The 15,358-nt window shown below is 70.7% G+C and carries 15 protein-coding genes; 7 read left to right on the top strand and 8 right to left on the bottom strand.

Translation table 11 applies throughout. The features are described from left to right. The first annotated feature begins 60 nt into the window (after nt 1–60). The gene (locus tag ITJ54_RS17110) at nt 61–954 is read left to right on the top strand and encodes a neutral zinc metallopeptidase (protein ID WP_194630391.1); all 894 of its coding nucleotides are present in this window, start codon (nt 61–63) and stop codon (nt 952–954) included. A gap of 108 nt (nt 955–1,062) precedes the next feature. Here ITJ54_RS17110 and ITJ54_RS17105 read toward each other — a convergent pair whose 3' ends face one another. After that, a complete protein-coding gene (locus ITJ54_RS17105) occupies nt 1,063–1,995 on the bottom strand; it encodes a DsbA family protein (RefSeq protein WP_194630358.1) in 933 nt (310 codons plus the stop codon). A gap of 264 nt (nt 1,996–2,259) precedes the next feature. On the opposite strand from ITJ54_RS17105, the gene ITJ54_RS17100 reads away from it, so the two are divergent. Both ITJ54_RS17100 and ITJ54_RS17095 read left to right on the top strand, forming a co-directional pair. Then, on the top strand, nt 2,260–3,360 hold the full coding sequence (locus tag ITJ54_RS17100; protein ID WP_194630356.1) for an ABC transporter ATP-binding protein: 1,101 nt from the start codon (nt 2,260–2,262) through the stop codon (nt 3,358–3,360). Nucleotides 3,361–3,494: 134 nt separating this feature from the next. Continuing rightward, nucleotides 3,495–4,805, top strand: a complete 1,311-nt coding sequence (locus tag ITJ54_RS17095) for a DUF4032 domain-containing protein (RefSeq protein WP_194630354.1) — start codon at nt 3,495–3,497, stop codon at nt 4,803–4,805. A gap of 441 nt (nt 4,806–5,246) precedes the next feature. Here the strand turns inward: ITJ54_RS17095 and rlmB are convergent, their stop codons facing one another. The 4 genes from rlmB to ITJ54_RS17075 form a co-directional block, all read right to left on the bottom strand. After that, nucleotides 5,247–6,257, bottom strand: a complete 1,011-nt coding sequence (rlmB, locus tag ITJ54_RS17090; RefSeq protein ID WP_194630352.1) for a 23S rRNA (guanosine(2251)-2'-O)-methyltransferase RlmB — start codon at nt 6,255–6,257, stop codon at nt 5,247–5,249. 104 nt (nt 6,258–6,361) lie between these two features. Next, entirely contained in the window at nt 6,362–7,771 is a 1,410-nt protein-coding gene (gene cysS, locus ITJ54_RS17085) for a cysteine--tRNA ligase (RefSeq protein ID WP_194630351.1), read from the bottom strand. 32 nt (nt 7,772–7,803) lie between these two features. Continuing rightward, entirely contained in the window at nt 7,804–8,994 is a 1,191-nt protein-coding gene (gene ispD, locus ITJ54_RS17080; protein WP_194630350.1) for a 2-C-methyl-D-erythritol 4-phosphate cytidylyltransferase, read from the bottom strand. A gap of 23 nt (nt 8,995–9,017) precedes the next feature. Next, entirely contained in the window at nt 9,018–9,500 is a 483-nt protein-coding gene (locus ITJ54_RS17075; protein WP_017888066.1) for a CarD family transcriptional regulator, read from the bottom strand. Nucleotides 9,501–9,664: 164 nt separating this feature from the next. Here ITJ54_RS17075 and ITJ54_RS17070 point away from each other — a divergent pair, with 164 nt between their 5' ends. After that, nucleotides 9,665–10,258 carry a hypothetical protein gene (locus ITJ54_RS17070; RefSeq protein ID WP_194630349.1) on the top strand — a complete coding sequence of 198 codons (594 nt, stop codon included), beginning with the start codon at nt 9,665–9,667 and terminating at the stop codon, nt 10,256–10,258. Nucleotides 10,259–10,377: 119 nt separating this feature from the next. On the opposite strand, the gene ITJ54_RS17065 is transcribed toward ITJ54_RS17070, so the two are convergent. Both ITJ54_RS17065 and ITJ54_RS17060 read right to left on the bottom strand, forming a co-directional pair. Then, nucleotides 10,378–11,058 (bottom strand): response regulator transcription factor, encoded by a 681-nt coding sequence (locus tag ITJ54_RS17065; protein ID WP_071273435.1) that lies wholly within the window; start codon nt 11,056–11,058, stop codon nt 10,378–10,380. Next, nucleotides 11,055–12,221, bottom strand: coding sequence for a sensor histidine kinase (locus ITJ54_RS17060; RefSeq protein WP_194630348.1), 1,167 nt, complete (start codon nt 12,219–12,221; stop codon nt 11,055–11,057). Before ITJ54_RS17060 ends, ITJ54_RS17065 begins: the two co-directional genes overlap by 4 nt. A gap of 157 nt (nt 12,222–12,378) precedes the next feature. On the opposite strand from ITJ54_RS17060, the gene phoU reads away from it, so the two are divergent. Together phoU and ITJ54_RS17050 are read left to right on the top strand one after the other, a co-directional pair. Then, entirely contained in the window at nt 12,379–13,044 is a 666-nt protein-coding gene (gene phoU / locus ITJ54_RS17055; RefSeq protein ID WP_194630347.1) for a phosphate signaling complex protein PhoU, read from the top strand. Between the two features lie 81 nt (nt 13,045–13,125). Beyond that, nucleotides 13,126–13,665 (top strand): AAA family ATPase, encoded by a 540-nt coding sequence (locus tag ITJ54_RS17050; protein WP_194630345.1) that lies wholly within the window; start codon nt 13,126–13,128, stop codon nt 13,663–13,665. Nucleotides 13,666–13,750: 85 nt separating this feature from the next. Here the strand turns inward: ITJ54_RS17050 and ITJ54_RS17045 are convergent, their stop codons facing one another. Next, nucleotides 13,751–14,497 carry a phosphoglyceromutase gene (locus ITJ54_RS17045; RefSeq protein ID WP_194630343.1) on the bottom strand — a complete coding sequence of 249 codons (747 nt, stop codon included), beginning with the start codon at nt 14,495–14,497 and terminating at the stop codon, nt 13,751–13,753. A gap of 43 nt (nt 14,498–14,540) precedes the next feature. Between ITJ54_RS17045 and ITJ54_RS17040 the strand changes: the two genes are divergently transcribed. Next, complete coding sequence (locus ITJ54_RS17040) at nt 14,541–15,332, top strand: class I SAM-dependent methyltransferase (protein WP_194630341.1); 792 nt, start codon at nt 14,541–14,543, stop codon at nt 15,330–15,332. Nucleotides 15,333–15,358 lie beyond the last annotated feature (26 nt).

The following is a 15,358-nucleotide window of genomic DNA, read 5'->3' as shown; positions in this document are numbered from 1 at the left end:
CCGACACGTCCGACGGTACGCGGCGCACCACAACGCCCGGTGATCCGTACATTCGTCAGCATGACGTTCAACGACGACTCCCGACTGCAGGGCGGCAAGGTCAAGCGCCGCGGACGGACGACCGCGGTCGCCGGTGGCGGTGTCGGCGTGGCCGCGATCGTCGTGTTCCTCATCGCGCAGTTCACCGGCTTCGACCTCAGCGGGGTCGTCGGTGGCGACGGCGGCCTGACGCAGATCCAGGGCGGCGGCACGACCGCGGAACCCGTCACCGAGTGCCGGACCGGGCGCGACGCCAACGCCAGCGTCGACTGCCGCATGGAGGGCGCCGCCGAGTCCCTCGACGCCTACTGGACGACCGAGAGCCGGCAGCTCGGCATCGCGTACACGAGCCCGGAGTTCTCCCTGTTCGACGGCTCGACGGACACCGCGTGCGGCACGGCCTCGGCGTCGACCGGCCCGTTCTACTGCCCGCCGGACCGCGCGCTCTACCTCGACACCGCGTTCTACGACGACCTGCAGTCGAAGTACGGCTCGTCCGGCGGCCCGCTCGCGCAGATGTACGTCGTCGCGCACGAGTGGGGCCACCACGTGCAGCAGCTCCAGGGCACCTTCGCCGACACCGACCGCAGCGGCACCGGGGCGTCCTCGGGCAGCGTCCGCGTCGAGCTGCAGGCCGACTGCTACGCCGGCGCCTGGGTGGGCGACGCCGCCACGACGCAGTCCGCGAACGGGGAGACCTTCTTCGAACCGTTCACCCGCACGCAGATCGCGGACGCACTCTCAGCCGCCAGCGCCGTGGGCGACGACAGCATCCAGGAGCGCTCGAGCGGGCACGTCGACCCGGACTCCTTCACCCACGGGTCGAGCGAGCAGCGGCAGCGCTGGTTCGTCCGTGGCTACGAGCAGGGCGCGGTGACCTGCGACACCCTGAGCATCCCCGGCTCGTCCCTCTAGCGCGGCCCGCGCCGGGCGGAACCGCCTGGAGGCCCGCCACCAGCCCGCCGGACCCGCGCCGGGCCTCCAGGCGGTTCCGTCCACCGCCCCACGCGGTGTGCCGAGCGGTCAGGAAGCCGAAGCGGACGCCGACGGCGTCGACGTGGGGGTCGGCGTCGGCGTCTGCTCGCCGGACCCGGCGACCGTGATGACGAAGGTGCGGAACTCCTCGTTCGTGAACGGCTGCGAGTACTCGTACTGCTGCCCGTTCACGAGCACGAGCGGCGTGCCCGGGAACGTCTTCAACGAGGACCCGGGGATGTCGCCACCCGACACGGCGGTGGTGCGCTCGTCGACCCACTTGCCGTAGCGCTGGTCGTCGATGCAGGTCGCGATCGTGGACTTCGCCGAGATGCCACGGACACCGCCGACGATCTTCTTGAGCTGCGCGTCGGTGAGCCCGGGGGTGTTCTCCTCCGGCTGGGCGGCGAAGAGCGCACGGTTGACGGCGAAGAACTGGTCCGGCGACGACTGCGCGACGCACGCGGCGGCGTTCGCGGCGCGGAGCGAGTACTTCGTGCCCTGCGACCGGTTGGCCAGGATCGCGATCGGGTGGATGTCGACCGTCGCCACGCCGGACTCGACCAGGCCCTCGATGTAGTCGCTGTTCGTCTTCTCGAACTGGCCGCAGAACGGGCAGAGGTAGTCGACGTACATGGTGATGCGGACGGGTTCCGTCCCGGCGGTGGCTGACCCGCTGGGCGACGAGGACGCCGAGGAGCCGGCAGCACCGTCCCCGGGCGTCATGCCCTGGCCGATGGTGATCCCGCCCTGGGGCATCGACGACGGGCCAGGACCCGCCGGCTTGGTGGAGTCGACGAGCACGAGCGTCACGACCGTCGCTGCGGCGAGCAGGACGACGCCGAGGCCGACCTGCAGCCCGAGGCGGAGTCCGCGCTGGCGTCGCTTGTGCTGGAGACGGGCCTTCGCGGCTCGTTCCCGGGCGGCTGCTCGGCGCTGGTTCCGCTCGGCGCGGGCATCACCCTCGGGGCGGTTCGTCATGACGAGAGGTTCCTCCTGATCGGGGTCCGCACGCGCACACCCCCGCAGGCCGGACAGACCCATCGATCGTAGTGGCGCGCTCTGGGAACCACCCAATCAGCCCTGGGAGTGTGCCGGTGCGCCCCGAAAGGGTGGCGCGGGGGTCTGGAGTCGTGCTTGTATGAGCCTGATGGTCGACGACGACCATCCGGGGCCCTCACGGGCGTACCGCTTCACTCGGATCGTCCGGCACGTACCTGCCGGTGGAGAAAGGACCGAACGCTCATGGCGTCCGTCACCTATGACAAGGCAACCCGTCTGTACCCCGGAGGCAACCGCCCCGCGGTCGACTCCCTCGACCTGGACGTCGCTGACGGCGAGTTCCTCGTCCTCGTCGGCCCGTCGGGCTGTGGCAAGTCCACCTCGCTCCGCATGCTCGCGGGGCTCGAGGAAGTGAACTCCGGCGCGATCCGCATCGGCGACCGCGACGTCACCGACGTCCCGCCGAAGGACCGCGACATCGCGATGGTCTTCCAGAACTACGCGCTGTACCCGCACATGACCGTCGCGGAGAACATGGGCTTCGCGCTCAAGATCGCCGGCATCGGCAAGGAAGAGCGCGCCACCCGCGTGCAGGAAGCCGCCAAGCTCCTCGACCTCGAGCAGTACCTCGGCCGCAAGCCGAAGGCCCTCTCCGGTGGTCAGCGACAGCGCGTCGCGATGGGCCGTGCGATCGTCCGTCAGCCGCAGGTGTTCCTCATGGACGAGCCGCTGTCGAACCTCGACGCCAAGCTCCGCGTCCAGACGCGCACCCAGATCGCGTCGCTGCAGCGTCGTCTCGGCGTCACGACCGTCTACGTCACGCACGACCAGACCGAGGCACTGACCATGGGCGACCGCATCGCGGTGCTCAAGGACGGCATCCTGCAGCAGGTCGGCACGCCGCGTGACCTCTACGAGAAGCCGAACAACGTGTTCGTCGCCGGCTTCATCGGCTCGCCCGCGATGAACCTGCTGCCCGCCAGCGTGCTCGAAGGCGGCATCAGCTTCGGTTCGCTCAACCACCCGGTCGACCGCGACACGCTCAGCAACGCGCGCTCGAAGCAGATCACCGTGGGTGTCCGTCCCGAAGACGTCATCGTCTCGCACACTGGCGAAGGCCTCCCGGTCACGGTCGACGTCATCGAAGAGCTCGGCGCCGACGGCTACCTCTACGGTCACGCCGACGTCAACGGCACGCGCACCGACATCGTCACCCGCGTCGACGGCCGCAACCACCCGTCGATCGGCGACACGATCGTCATCAGCCCGAAGCAGGGCCACGTGCACATGTTCGACTCGGAGTCGGGCGAACGCCTCGACGACAAGGCCGTCATCAGCGCCTGATCCACAGCACCACCCGGGAGCCCGCGCCCGCCTCACAAGGGCGGGTGGCGGGCTCCCGTCGTTCCGTCCCCGGGACGCACGCAGATCCGATGACGCGCACCGTGCCTCCCCTCCGAGCACCCGAAGGAACCACCGTGCCCGACTCGTTGTCCATCACCGCAGCCACCGTCGACCCAGGGCTCCTCGACCTGCCGTGGGACCTGCCGCTCGACACCTGGCCAGACGACACGATCGTCGCGCTGCCCAAGGGCATCTCGCGGCACCTGGTCCGTTTCGTGCACCTCAGCGGGTACGTCGTCGCGGTGAAGGAGACCGGCGAGGAGATCGCCCGCTCCGAGTACGAGATGCTCCGCACCTTGCAGCGCATGGACGTGCCCTGCGTGGACCCGGTGGCCGTCATCACCAACCGCGTCAGCGCCGACGGCGAGCCCCTGCACCCCGCGCTCGTGACCCGGCACCTGCGGTTCTCGCTCCCCTACCGGGCGCTGTACTCGCAGACGCTCCGGCCGGAGACCGCGACCCGACTCGTCGACGCCCTCGCGCTGCTGCTCGTCCGCCTGCACATCATCGGCTTCTACTGGGGCGACGTCTCGCTGTCGAACACCCTGTTCCGCCGCGACGCCGGCTCGTTCGCCGCCTACCTCGTCGACGCCGAGACCGGCAAGCTCTACCCGGGCGGGCTGTCGAACGGGCAGCGCGAGAACGACCTCGAGGTCGCCCGTGTCAACATCGCCGGCGAGCTCCTCGACCTCGAGGCCGGCGGCCGGCTCGACGAGAACGCCGACGCGGTCGACGTCTCGAACCGCATCGTCGCGCAGTACCGGACGCTCTGGAAGGAGCTCACCGGCACCGAGCAGTTCGACGCCAAGGAGCGGTGGCGCATCAACGACCGCGTCGAACGCCTCAACGCCCTCGGGTTCGACATCGAGGAGCTCTCGATCAACACGGCCGCTGGCGGCGACCAGGTGCGCATCCAGCCGAAGGTCGTCGACGCGGGGCACCACCAGCGGCGCCTGCTCCGCCTCACCGGGCTCGACGCCGGCGAGAACCAGGCCCGACGGCTGCTCAACGACCTCGACTCGTACCGGGCGCGCAACGGCCGCGGGGAGCTCGACGAGGAGATGGTCGCGCACGAGTGGGTCTCCCGCGTGTTCGAGCCCGTCGTCCGCGCGATCCCGCGCGATCTCCGTGGGCGACTCGAACCCGCCGAGGTCTTCCACGAGCTGCTCGAGCACCGCTGGTTCATGTCCCAGCAAGAGGAGCGCTCCGTCTCCCTGCCCGAGGCCACGACCGCCTACATCAACGACGTGCTCCGCCACCGCCGCGACGAGCGCCTGCTGATCAACCCGCCGACGTCGTCCATCACCGTACCGATCCCGCTCGTCGACGCCGACGGTGACGTCGACGGTGACGAGGAAGCCGAGGACTGGCGCGCCACCGTCTGACCGGTCACGACACCCCGCTCGCCACCGCTCGGCTGGTGAGATCGCACTTCGTGTCGCCTCCCCGGACCCGGTGGCGACACCAAGTGCGATCTCACGGCTCGACGGTCGCGACTCCCGGAGCGGAGCGTCGCGCAGCGACTGGCCGCTACCGTCGGGAGGCCCGGTGCCGGTCCCAGGGACTGGCACCGGGCCTCCCGTCGGTCGCGTCACCCGAGCGCCGGATGCGACCGGTCACGACACCCCGCTCAGGTCCGTCGACCGGCCACGGGTCGTCGTCCGGAGCGTCGCGCAGCGACGGTCCGTGACCACCCGGCGGAACGCCGACGGGGAGTCGCGACCACTCGACGGCGCTCTCTCCATAACGTGAGATCGCACTCCGTGTCGCGTACCCGAATGGGGTGGCGACACGGAGTGCGATCTCAGGGCGTCGGTGTGCGCGGCCTAGCCGTGGCGACGGCGGCGGGCGACCTCCCACAGGGTGACGCTCGCGGCGATGCCGGCGTTGAGCGACTCCGTGGCGGACGAGATCGGGATGGAGACGATCGCGTCGCAGGTCTCGGTGACCAGGCGCGACAGGCCCTTGCCCTCGGACCCGACCACGATCACGATCGGGCGGTCGGCGAGCTGCAGGGCGTCGAGCTCCACGTCCCCGTCGCCGTCGAGCCCGAGCACGAACAGCCCCATCGACTTCAGCGACTTCAGGGTCTGCGTCAGGTTCGGTGCCATCGCGACCGGGGTGCGGGCAGCGGCGCCGGCGGAGGTCTTCCACGCCGACGCGGTCACACCGACGGACCGACGCTGCGGCACGACGACACCGTGGCCGCCGAACGCCGCGGTGGAGCGGATGATCGCGCCGAGGTTGCGCGGGTCGGTGATGCCGTCGAGGGCGACGAGCAGCGGGACCTGGTCGCGCGAGAACGCACGCTCGACGATGTCCTCGGCGACGGAGTACTCGTACGCGGGGACCTTGAGCGCGACGCCCTGGTGCACGCTGTCGTGCCCGGTGATGCGGTCGAGCTCCGGGCGCATGATCTCCATGATCGGCACGCCGCGGTGGTTGGCGAGCGTCAGGATCTCCTTGACGCGGTCGTCGACCTCGATGCGGGCGGCGACGTAGAGCGTCGTCGACGGGGTCTTGGTGCGCAGGGCCTCGAGCACCGAGTTGCGGCCGGTGACCAGCTCGGAGTCGTCGGTCTTGCGCTGCGGCGGGCGGCCGCTGCGGCCCTGGGGCGTGCTGGACGCGCCGTGACGGCCACGGGCGGCCTCGAAGCGGTCCTTCGCGGCCTTCCGCTTGCCGGCGGGGTGGTACGGGCGGTCCTCGGCCTTCGGCGTCGGCTTGCGGCCCTCGAGCGCCTGGGCGCCCTGGCCGCCGGAACCGACCTGCTTGTTGCCCTTGCGCCCGGAGCGCACGGCACCGGGTCGGCCCTTCTTGTTCCCCGAGACGTTCTTCATGGTCTGCTCCTTCAGCGCCGCCTGAGCGACTTCGGTGCCGCGCTAGCGACTTCGGTGCCGCGCTGGGCGACTTCGGTGCCGCGCTGGGCGGCGGTGCGTCGCCGCTAGGCGATGCTCCAACGTGTTCCGGACGAGGTGTCCTCGATCGTGATGCCCGCAGCGGCGAGGTCGTCGCGCACGCGGTCGGCTGTCGCGAAGTCCCGCGCGGCCCTGGCGTCCGAACGCTCCTGCACGAGGCGTTCGACGAGGGCGGCGAGCGGTGCGGCAGAGGTGTCCTGACCGGCGCCGGACCAGTGAGACGCTCGCGGGTCGATGCCGAGCACCTCCACCATCGCAGCCACCTGATGGTACGCGGTCCCGAGCGCATCTGCATCGTCGGAGTCGAGCGCGGCGTTGCCGGCGCGGACGGTCTCGTGCAGGACCGCCAGGGCCTGCGGCACCGCGAGGTCGTCGTCCATCGCGTCCGCGAAGGCGTCGGGCACCCCGGGGGCGTCCCGGAGCGCGACGCCTTCGAGGCGCGTGGCGGCCCGGTCGAGGAACCCGGCGATGCGGTCGAGCGCGGCCTCGGCCTCGGCCAGGGAGCCGTCGCTGTGGTCGATCGTGGAGCGGTAGTGCGCGGCACCGAGGGCGTACCGCACGACGACGGCGGGCGCGGAGCCGAGCAGGTCGGCGGCGAAGACCGAGTTGCCGAGCGACTTCGACATCTTCTGCCCACCGACCGACACCAGGCCGTTGTGCAGCCAGTACGACGCGAACGGGTCACCGGCGGCCGTCGACTGCGCGAGCTCGTTCTCGTGGTGCGGGAAGCGCAGGTCAAGGCCGCCGCCGTGGATGTCGAACGCCGGCCCGAGGTAGCGCCGCGACATCGCGGAGCACTCGATGTGCCACCCGGGCCGCCCGGCACCCCACGGGGAGTCCCACGACGCGGTGGCAGGTTCCCCGGGCTTGGCGCCCTTCCAGAGGGCGAAGTCGCGGGCGTCCCGCTTGCCGCGGGGGTCGGCGTCGGTGGCGTCGACCATGTCCTCGCGGCGCTGGCGGGTCAGGTCGCCGTACGACGCCCAACTGCCGGTGTCGAAGTAGACGTCGCCGGAGTCGTCGGCGGCGGGGTAGGCGTGGCCGCGCTCGATGAGCCGCGCGATGATGTCCTGCATCTCCGGGATGCTGGCGGTGGCACGGGGTTCGTAGGTCGGCGGGAGGATGCCGAGCGCGGCGTACCCGGCGCTGAACTCGAGCTCGACGCGGTACGCCCGTGCCCACCAGGGCTCGTCCGTTCCGGCGGCCAGGTCGAGCACCTTGTCGTCGATGTCCGTGACGTTGCGGACGAGCGTCACGCGGTAACCGCGGTGCGTCAGCCAGCGGCGCCAGATGTCGTACACCAGGGCGGAACGCAGGTGCCCGACGTGCGGCGACGACTGCACCGTCGGACCGCAGACGTACATGCTGACCTGTCCGTCGACCAGGGGGACGAGGTCGACGACGTCTGCGGCACGGGAGTCGAAGAGGCGAACGGTCACGGCACAACCCTAATCGGCAGGGCGCTGGCGTTTCAGGCCCTGTGGACGACTGCCGTCGCGATCGCGGCCAGTCCCTCGCCGCGACCCGTGAACCCGAGGCCGTCCGTCGTCGTGCCGGAGACCGCGACGGGGGCGCCGACGACCGCTGCGAGCGCATCCTGCATCTCCTCGCGCCGGGCACCGATGCGCGGGTGGTTCCCGATGACCTGCACGGTGACGCGCTCGGGGCGGAGACCCATGGACGCCAGGGCCTGCACCGCGCCGCGGACGAAGACGTCCCCGGTGGCGCCGGCGTAGGCGGGGTCGGACGTGCCGAACCGGCTGCCGATGTCACCGAGCCCGCCGGCGGAGAGCAGCGCGTCGCACACCGCGTGCGCGACCGCGTCGCCGTCGCTGTGTCCGGCGAGACCGGGCTCCCCGGGGAAGTCGAGCAGGCCGACACGGCACGGCGCAGTGGCGTCGAACGCGTGCACGTCCATGCCAAGCCCGACACGGACCGAGAGACCAGCCCCACCCGCGACGACCGCCTCCGCCCGGCGCAGGTCCCACGCCGTGGTGATCTTGAAGGCGTCCGCATCCCCGGGCACGAACCGCACCGTGCCGCCAGCAGCCTGGAACACCCCGGCGTCGTCGGTCTCGGACTGCGTCGACGTCGCGTAGGCGGCCCGCAGCTCGGACAGCGGGAAGCCCTGCGGGGTCTGCACCCCGACCAACGACGAGCGGTCGACGGTCTCGAGCACCACGTCGTCCGACACCCGCTTGACGGTGTCCGTGACCGGCAGCGCCGGGACGATCCCGCACCCGTGCTGCGCCACCGCGTCGAACACGGCCTGGAACTGCGACGCGGGCGTCAGGCAGCGGGCGGCGTCGTGCACGAGCACCGACTCGACCGACGGTGGCAGCGCGGCGAGCCCGGCCTGCACGGACGCGTGCCGGTCGACCCCGCCCGCGACGACCGCGGTGTACGCGGAGGCCACTCCGGCGACGTCGTCGACGATCTCGCGGCACTGCCCCAGCAGGGCGTCGGGCGCGACGACGACCACGAACACCGGCTCGGCGAGCGTGAAGAGCGGCTCGAGCGCCCGCGCCAGCATCACCCGCCCGGCGACGGGCACGAACGCCTTCGCCGTGCCGATGCCGAGCCGGGTGCCGGAGCCCGCCGCAACGACGACGACCGCCCGGACTGCATCAGTCCGGGCGGTCGTCGTGGAGTGCTGTGTCACTGCGACGTCAGGTCACCGCGTCGTCAGGACGCGAGGACCTCGTCGAGGACGGTCGATGCCTTGTCCTCGTCCGTCTTCTCTGCGAGCGCGAGCTCGGAGATCAGGATCTGACGAGCCTTGGCGAGCATCCGCTTCTCACCCGCCGAGAGACCGCGGTCCTGGTCGCGGCGCCACAGGTCGCGAACGACCTCTGACACCTTGATGACGTCACCGGAAGCGAGCTTCTCGAGGTTCGCCTTGTAGCGGCGAGACCAGTTGGTGGGCTCTTCCGTGAACGGTGCACGTAGCACTTCGAAGACCTTGTCGAGGCCTTCCTTGCCGATCACATCGCGGACGCCGACCAGGTCGACATTGTCTGCCGGCACCTCGATCGTCAGGTCACCCTGCGTGACACGCAGTTTCAGGTAGACCTTTTCCTCGCCCTTGATGACTCGCGTCTTGACTTCAGAGATGGTTGCCGCCCCGTGATGGGGGTAGACGACGGTCTCGCCGACCTCGAATTGCATGTATCAAGCTCCGTTCCGCAACGCACAGTTTACCACAAGGGGGTCTCGGGTAATGGGGCACCGGACGGCGAGCACTGCGGGTCCCCGGTAGGATGGACCGGCGTCGGGCCGATCGGCCGACGCATCGTGATCTTCGGAGGAATCTCTTGCGAGCTCGGGTACTCGTGTCCGTCGCCGTTGCGGCAACCATCGCGATCGGGGCCACCGGCTGCGCGTTCTTCACGCCGCAGGACACCAAGACGATCAAGCAGATCACCGACGGGGTGAACGTCACCGCCGGCAAGATCGATGTCCGCAACGCGCTGCTCATCTCGGACAGCGGTGACGACGCCCGCTTCGTCGGCACGCTCGTCAACAACAGCGACTCCGACGACATCACCGTGTCGATGGAGCTCGGCGGTGACACCCAGACCGTCGAGGTCCCGGCGAACAGCCGCGTCGACCTCGCCCAGTCGTCCACCGGCACCGACGAGGCCGAGTCGAGCGTCCAGACCGGCGAGGACACCCAGGGCACGCAGGTCGTCGACGCCCGGGAGGTCGTCTTCTCCGACGCCAAGGCGACGCCCGGCTCGCTCGTGAAGGTCTACTTCTCCTCCCCCGGCACCGAGGGCGTCTCGGCGAGCGTCCCCGTGCTCACCAGCGCGCAGGAGGAGTACCAGACCCTCGCGCCGAGCCCGAGTCCGACGTCGGAGTTCACCTTCCCCGCCGAGTCACCGTCGGCCACCCCGTCGGACAGCGCGACCCCGAACGCCAACTGACACAGCCGCCGGCTGACACAGACGCCGGCTGACACAGCGGCCGGCTGACACAGACGCAACGCACTGGAGGCCCTGTGCCGGTCCATGGGACCGGCACCGGGCCTCCAGTGCGTGACGGCTCAGGCCTCGATCCGGTACCCGAGACCGCGGACGGTGACCAGGACCTCGGGGGCCGACGGCACCCGCTCGATCTTCGAGCGGATGCGCTTGATGTGCACGTCGAGGGTCTTCGTGTCGCCGAAGTAGTCGGAGCCCCACACGCGGTCGATGAGCTGTCCGCGGGTCAGCACCCGGCCGGCGTTGCGGAGCAGCAGCTCGAGGAGCTCGAACTCCTTGAGCGGCATCGGGGTCTCGGAGCCGTCGACCGACACCGTGTGTCGTTCGACGTCCATCCGGATGCCGCCGACCTGCAGGATGCCGCTCTCGGCGGGGTCGTCCTCGGTGCGACGGCGGAGGACCGCCCGCATCCGCGCGAGGAGCTCCCGCGTTGAGTACGGCTTCGTCACGTAGTCGTCTGCGCCGAGCTCCAGCCCGACGACGATGTCCACCTCCGAGTCCTTGGCGGTCAGCATGATGATGGGCGCGTTCGACCTGGTGCGGATCTGTCGGCAGACCTCGGTGCCGGACAGGCCCGGCAGCATGAGGTCCAGGAGCACGAGGTCGGGGTTCTCCGCGTCGAACTTCGACAGCGCGGTCACGCCGTCCGCGGCGACGGCGGTCTCGTACCCTTCGCGCTGGAGCAGGAACTCCAGGGGTTCGCTCAGGGCCGGCTCGTCGTCGACGATGAGGATCTTGGTCACGATGGCTGCTCTTCCAGTTGCTCTTCGAGTGCTGAGGTCAGTTCGGAGTCCGCCTCGGGCAGGCGGATCGTGAAGGTCGAGCCCTTGCCGGGCTGCGACCACACGCGCACGTCACCACCGTGGTTGCCGATGACGTGCTTCACGATCGCGAGCCCGAGGCCGGTGCCTCCGGTGGCGCGCGATCGTGCGGGGTCGACGCGGTAGAAGCGTTCGAACACCCGGTCGAGGTCCGCCTCGGGGATCCCGACGCCCTGGTCGGTCACCGCGATCTCGACGAACCCCTTGCTGCTCCGGACACCGACACCCACGCGGGTGTGGTCCGGGGAGTACTTGACGGCGTTGGCGATGAGGTTGGACACCGCGACCTGCAGGAGCGCCGGGCTGCCCATCACCCGGAGCTTCGACTTCTTCGCGCGGACCAGCTCGATGCCCCTGGCCCGTGCGACGACCTCGTTGCCGTCGATCGCCGCCTGCACGACCTTGTCGATCGAGGTCTCCTCGCTGGCCTCGAGCGTGTCGACGGACTGCAGCCGGGACAGCTCGATGATGTCCTTCGTCAGGGCCCCGAGCCGCTCGGCCTCGGTGAGGAGCTGTCCGGCGAACTTCCGCACGTGCACCGGGTCGTCCGAGGCAGCGATGAGCGTCTCCGACAGCAGACCGATGGCGCCGATCGGGGTCTTCAGCTCGTGCGAGATGTTGGCGACGAAGTCCCGTCGGACCTCGTCGATGCGCCGGGACTCGGTGAGGTCGTCCGCGGTCACGAGCACGTAGCGGTTCCCGAGCTGGGCGGCCCGGAAGCTGAGGTACCCGACGAGCTCGCCACGACGGCCGCGCGGGAGCTCCATGTCCTCGGCCCCCATCTCGCCACTGGCGCGCACGCGGTCGACCAGGTCGAGGAGTTCCCGGTGCACGAGTCGGCGGCGGACGACCAGGCCCACGGTCAGTGCCTGCGGCGAGGCAGCGACGACCGTGTTCGACGGGTCGACCACCACGGCCGGGTTGTGCATGGTGGCGATGACCGCTGCGACGCCGTCCGGCAGGGTGCGCTCGGCGACGTCGGCTGCCCGTGCCGTGCGCTCGGCGGTGATGATCAGTCCGACGACTCCCGCGCCGAACACCCCGCCGAGGAGCATCGACAGTGGCACGAGCCACGCGTTGTCCATGCCGTCAGTGTAGGAGTGGTCATGCGCGGTTCCGACACCGTTCACCGCCGTTCGCTGGCCTTCTCGCGCAGGATCGCGAAGCGTTCAGGCCCACGTCACCGTTCGTTCACCTGCGCTGACGACACTCCACCGGTACGCATCAGAGAGGTCTTCCCCCATGCGCGAAGTGTTCCAGCAGGAGCTCCAGGACGTCCAAGAGCGTCTGACCGAGATCGCCGGGCTCGTCGAGTCCGCCATCACCCGAGCCACGGAGGCGTTCACCGAGTCGGACGTCGCACTCGCCGAAGAGGTGATCGCCGACGACGCGAAGATCGACGAGGCAGCACAGAACCTCGACGAGGTCGCCATCGACATCCTGGCGCGCCAGGCCCCCGTCGCCCGCGACCTCCGCGTCGTGGTCACGGCCCTCCGGGTCAGCTCGTCGCTCGAGCGCATGGGCGACATGGCCGAGCACATCGCCCAGCTCGCACGTCAGCGGTTCCCCGAGAAGGTCGTGCCGAAGGGCCTGCGCGGCACCTTCAAGAAGATGGGCCAGCACGACGTCGCGATGGCGCAGAAGCTCACGCGGCTGCTCGCCACCGAGGACATCCAGCTCGCCGAGGAGATCCGCGACGAGGACGACGCCGTCGACGAGCTGCACGCCAGCGTCTTCGACTTCGTGCTCGGCGAGGCTTGGAAGGGCGGTCCGGTCGACACCGTCGACGCCACCCTCGCGTCCCGCTACCACGAGCGCTTCGCCGACCACGCCGTGTCGATCGCGAAGAAGGTGCAGTACCTGGCGACGGGCGACTGGGTCGGCGCGAGCTCCAACACCACGGTCTGAGCCACCAGGAACGGCCGGCCCCCACGGGGGTCGGCCGTTCCTGCGTCCGCGGGTCGCCCCGGGTCTGGGAGGATCGACGGCATGGCCCAGGTCGCGATCATCGTCAACGGCATGCCCGCGTCGGGCAAGACCACCATCGGGACGGCACTCGCCGAGGTGCTCGGCTGTCCGTTCCTGTCGAAGGACCGGGTCAAGGAACCGCTCGCGGACATCGTCGGGCCGATGATCGACTCGCGCCCGCTCGGCGGCATCGCGATGGACACCGTCTGGGCGATGGCCGGGGCGGTCGAGAACGGGGTCGTCGTCGACGCCGTCTGGCTGCAGTCGCGTGACCGCGCCTTCCTGGAGGCCGGGCTCGCCTCCGCCGGGTCACCGCGCGCGGTCGAGGTGTGGTGCCACGTCGACGTGGAGACCGCCCGGGAGCGGCTGGCTGACCGGTACGACCCCGGCTCGCCCGTGCGCCACGAGGTCCACGGCGACCTGGCGGACGTCCTCGCGTTCTGGGACGAGCACGGCGCCGAGGCCGGTCCGACCGGACTGCTGCCCGTCGTCACGGTCGACACCACGAAGCCCTACGACGTCGGCGTGCTCGTGCAGGAGATCGCCGACCACTTCGCCTGAGCGCCGGGCAGGTCCCCGCTGGACTCCGGACGGCGAACGCCCCGCCTGACCCAGGCGGGGCGTTCGTCGTCGTGTCGGGGTGGGACTACTTCTTCGCGCCCTGGGCGGCGACCGCGGCGGCACCGGCCGCGGCGGCCTCGGGGTCGAGGTAGCGCGAGGGCCCGGTCGGACGGTGCTCGTCGTCGAGCTCGTACACGAGCGGGATGCCCGTCGGGATGTTCAGCCCGGCGATGTCGTCGTCGGAGATGCCGTCGAGGTGCTTCACGAGCGCCCGGAGCGAGTTGCCGTGTGCGGTCACCAGGACGGTCTTGCCCGCGGCGAGGTCCTTCGTGATGTCCGACTCCCAGTACGGCAGCAGGCGGTCGATCACGAGCTTGAGCGACTCGGTGCGCGGCAGGGCGTCCCCGAGGTCGGCGTAGCGGCGGTCACCGTGCTGGGACCACTCGGCGTCGTCGGCGATGGGGGGCGGCGGGACGTCGAACGACCGGCGCCACTCCATGAACTTCACCTCGCCGTACTGCTCGAGGGTCTGGGCCTTGTCCTTGCCCTGCAGGTCGCCGTAGTGCCGCTCGTTGAGGCGCCAGTCGCGCTTCACCGGCAGCCAGGCGAGGTCGGCCTCGAGCAGGGCGATGTCGGCGGTCTGGATCGCCCGCGTCAGGAGCGAGGTGTACAGGACGTCGGGGACGATGCCGGACTCGGCGATGAGCTCGCCGGCGCGCTTCGCCTCCTTCTCGCCCAGCTCGGAGAGCCGGACGTCGACCCAACCGGTGAACAGGTTCTTCTGGTTCCAGTCACTGTTGCCGTGACGGAGCAGGACGAGCGTGGAGGTCATGCTCCGATCCTACCGAGCGTGGCGGTCCCCGTACCCTGGTCGCATGCCCATCGGGAACGTCACGCGCGGCACGACCGGGTACAACCGGCTCCGACGTGTCGACCGGTGGATCGCGACGCTCCCGGCGCTCCGACGGAGCACCGACCCCCTGGTCGCGGACGTCGGCTACGGCGCGAGCCCGACGACCACCCTGGAGCTGCGCGACCGTCTGGTGGCGGTCCGACCGGACGTCGAGGTCACGGGCATCGAGATCGAGCCGTCCCGCGTGGCCCTGGCGAACGCCGGCACGCGCGACGGCGTGACGTTCCGACTCGGTGGCTTCGAGACCCCGACCCCCGGCGGGCGGCGACCAGCGGTGATCCGGGCGTTCAACGTCCTGCGGCAGTACGACGAGTCCCAGGTCGTGGCCTCGTGGCGGGTCATGCAGGACCGCCTGCAGCCGGGCGGGGCGCTCGTCGAGGGCACCTGCAACGAGGTCGGTCGGGTGGCGTCCTGGGTGACGCTCGACGAGCTCGAGCCGCGGACCTTCACGGTGTCCCTGCGCCTGGCCGACCTGGACGTGCCGAGCGTCGTCGCCGAACGCCTGCCGAAGGCCCTGATCCACCGCAACGTCCCCGGCGAGCGGGTGCACGCGTTCCTGCGCGACCTGGACCTGGCGTGGGCGGTCGCCGCACCGCTCGGCACGTACGGACCGCGGCAGCGCTGGCTCGCCGCGGTCGCCGGGATGCGGGACCGCGGGTGGCCGGTGCTGCACGGCACGACCCGGTGGCGGCTCGGGGAGCTCAGCGTGCCGTGGTCGGCGGTCGCGCCCGGTGAGGCGGTTCCGTTGTCATAGCGGTTGATATACGACATACTGTGGAC

Origin of the sequence: Curtobacterium sp. VKM Ac-2865, assembly GCF_015350905.1 — a bacterium.
Lineage (GTDB): Bacteria > Actinomycetota > Actinomycetes > Actinomycetales > Microbacteriaceae > Curtobacterium.
The sequence above is the reverse complement of the archived record's forward strand: the minus strand, read 5'-3'. Positions and strand labels throughout refer to the sequence as shown.

What these genes read in the sequence shown, in the direction of transcription:
- ITJ54_RS17110 (WP_194630391.1), top strand. Translation starts at nt 61, where the DNA reads ATGACGTTCAACGACGACTCCCGACTGCAGGGCGGCAAGGTCAAGCGC.
- ITJ54_RS17105 (WP_194630358.1), bottom strand. Translation starts at nt 1,995, where the DNA reads ATGACGAACCGCCCCGAGGGTGATGCCCGCGCCGAGCGGAACCAGCGC.
- ITJ54_RS17100 (WP_194630356.1), top strand. Translation starts at nt 2,260, where the DNA reads ATGGCGTCCGTCACCTATGACAAGGCAACCCGTCTGTACCCCGGAGGC.
- rlmB (WP_194630352.1), bottom strand. Translation starts at nt 6,257, where the DNA reads ATGAAGAACGTCTCGGGGAACAAGAAGGGCCGACCCGGTGCCGTGCGC.
- ITJ54_RS17075 (WP_017888066.1), bottom strand. Translation starts at nt 9,500, where the DNA reads ATGCAATTCGAGGTCGGCGAGACCGTCGTCTACCCCCATCACGGGGCG.
- ITJ54_RS17060 (WP_194630348.1), bottom strand. Translation starts at nt 12,221, where the DNA reads ATGGACAACGCGTGGCTCGTGCCACTGTCGATGCTCCTCGGCGGGGTG.
- phoU (WP_194630347.1), top strand. Translation starts at nt 12,379, where the DNA reads ATGCGCGAAGTGTTCCAGCAGGAGCTCCAGGACGTCCAAGAGCGTCTG.
- ITJ54_RS17050 (WP_194630345.1), top strand. Translation starts at nt 13,126, where the DNA reads ATGGCCCAGGTCGCGATCATCGTCAACGGCATGCCCGCGTCGGGCAAG.
- ITJ54_RS17045 (WP_194630343.1), bottom strand. Translation starts at nt 14,497, where the DNA reads ATGACCTCCACGCTCGTCCTGCTCCGTCACGGCAACAGTGACTGGAAC.
- ITJ54_RS17040 (WP_194630341.1), top strand. Translation starts at nt 14,541, where the DNA reads ATGCCCATCGGGAACGTCACGCGCGGCACGACCGGGTACAACCGGCTC.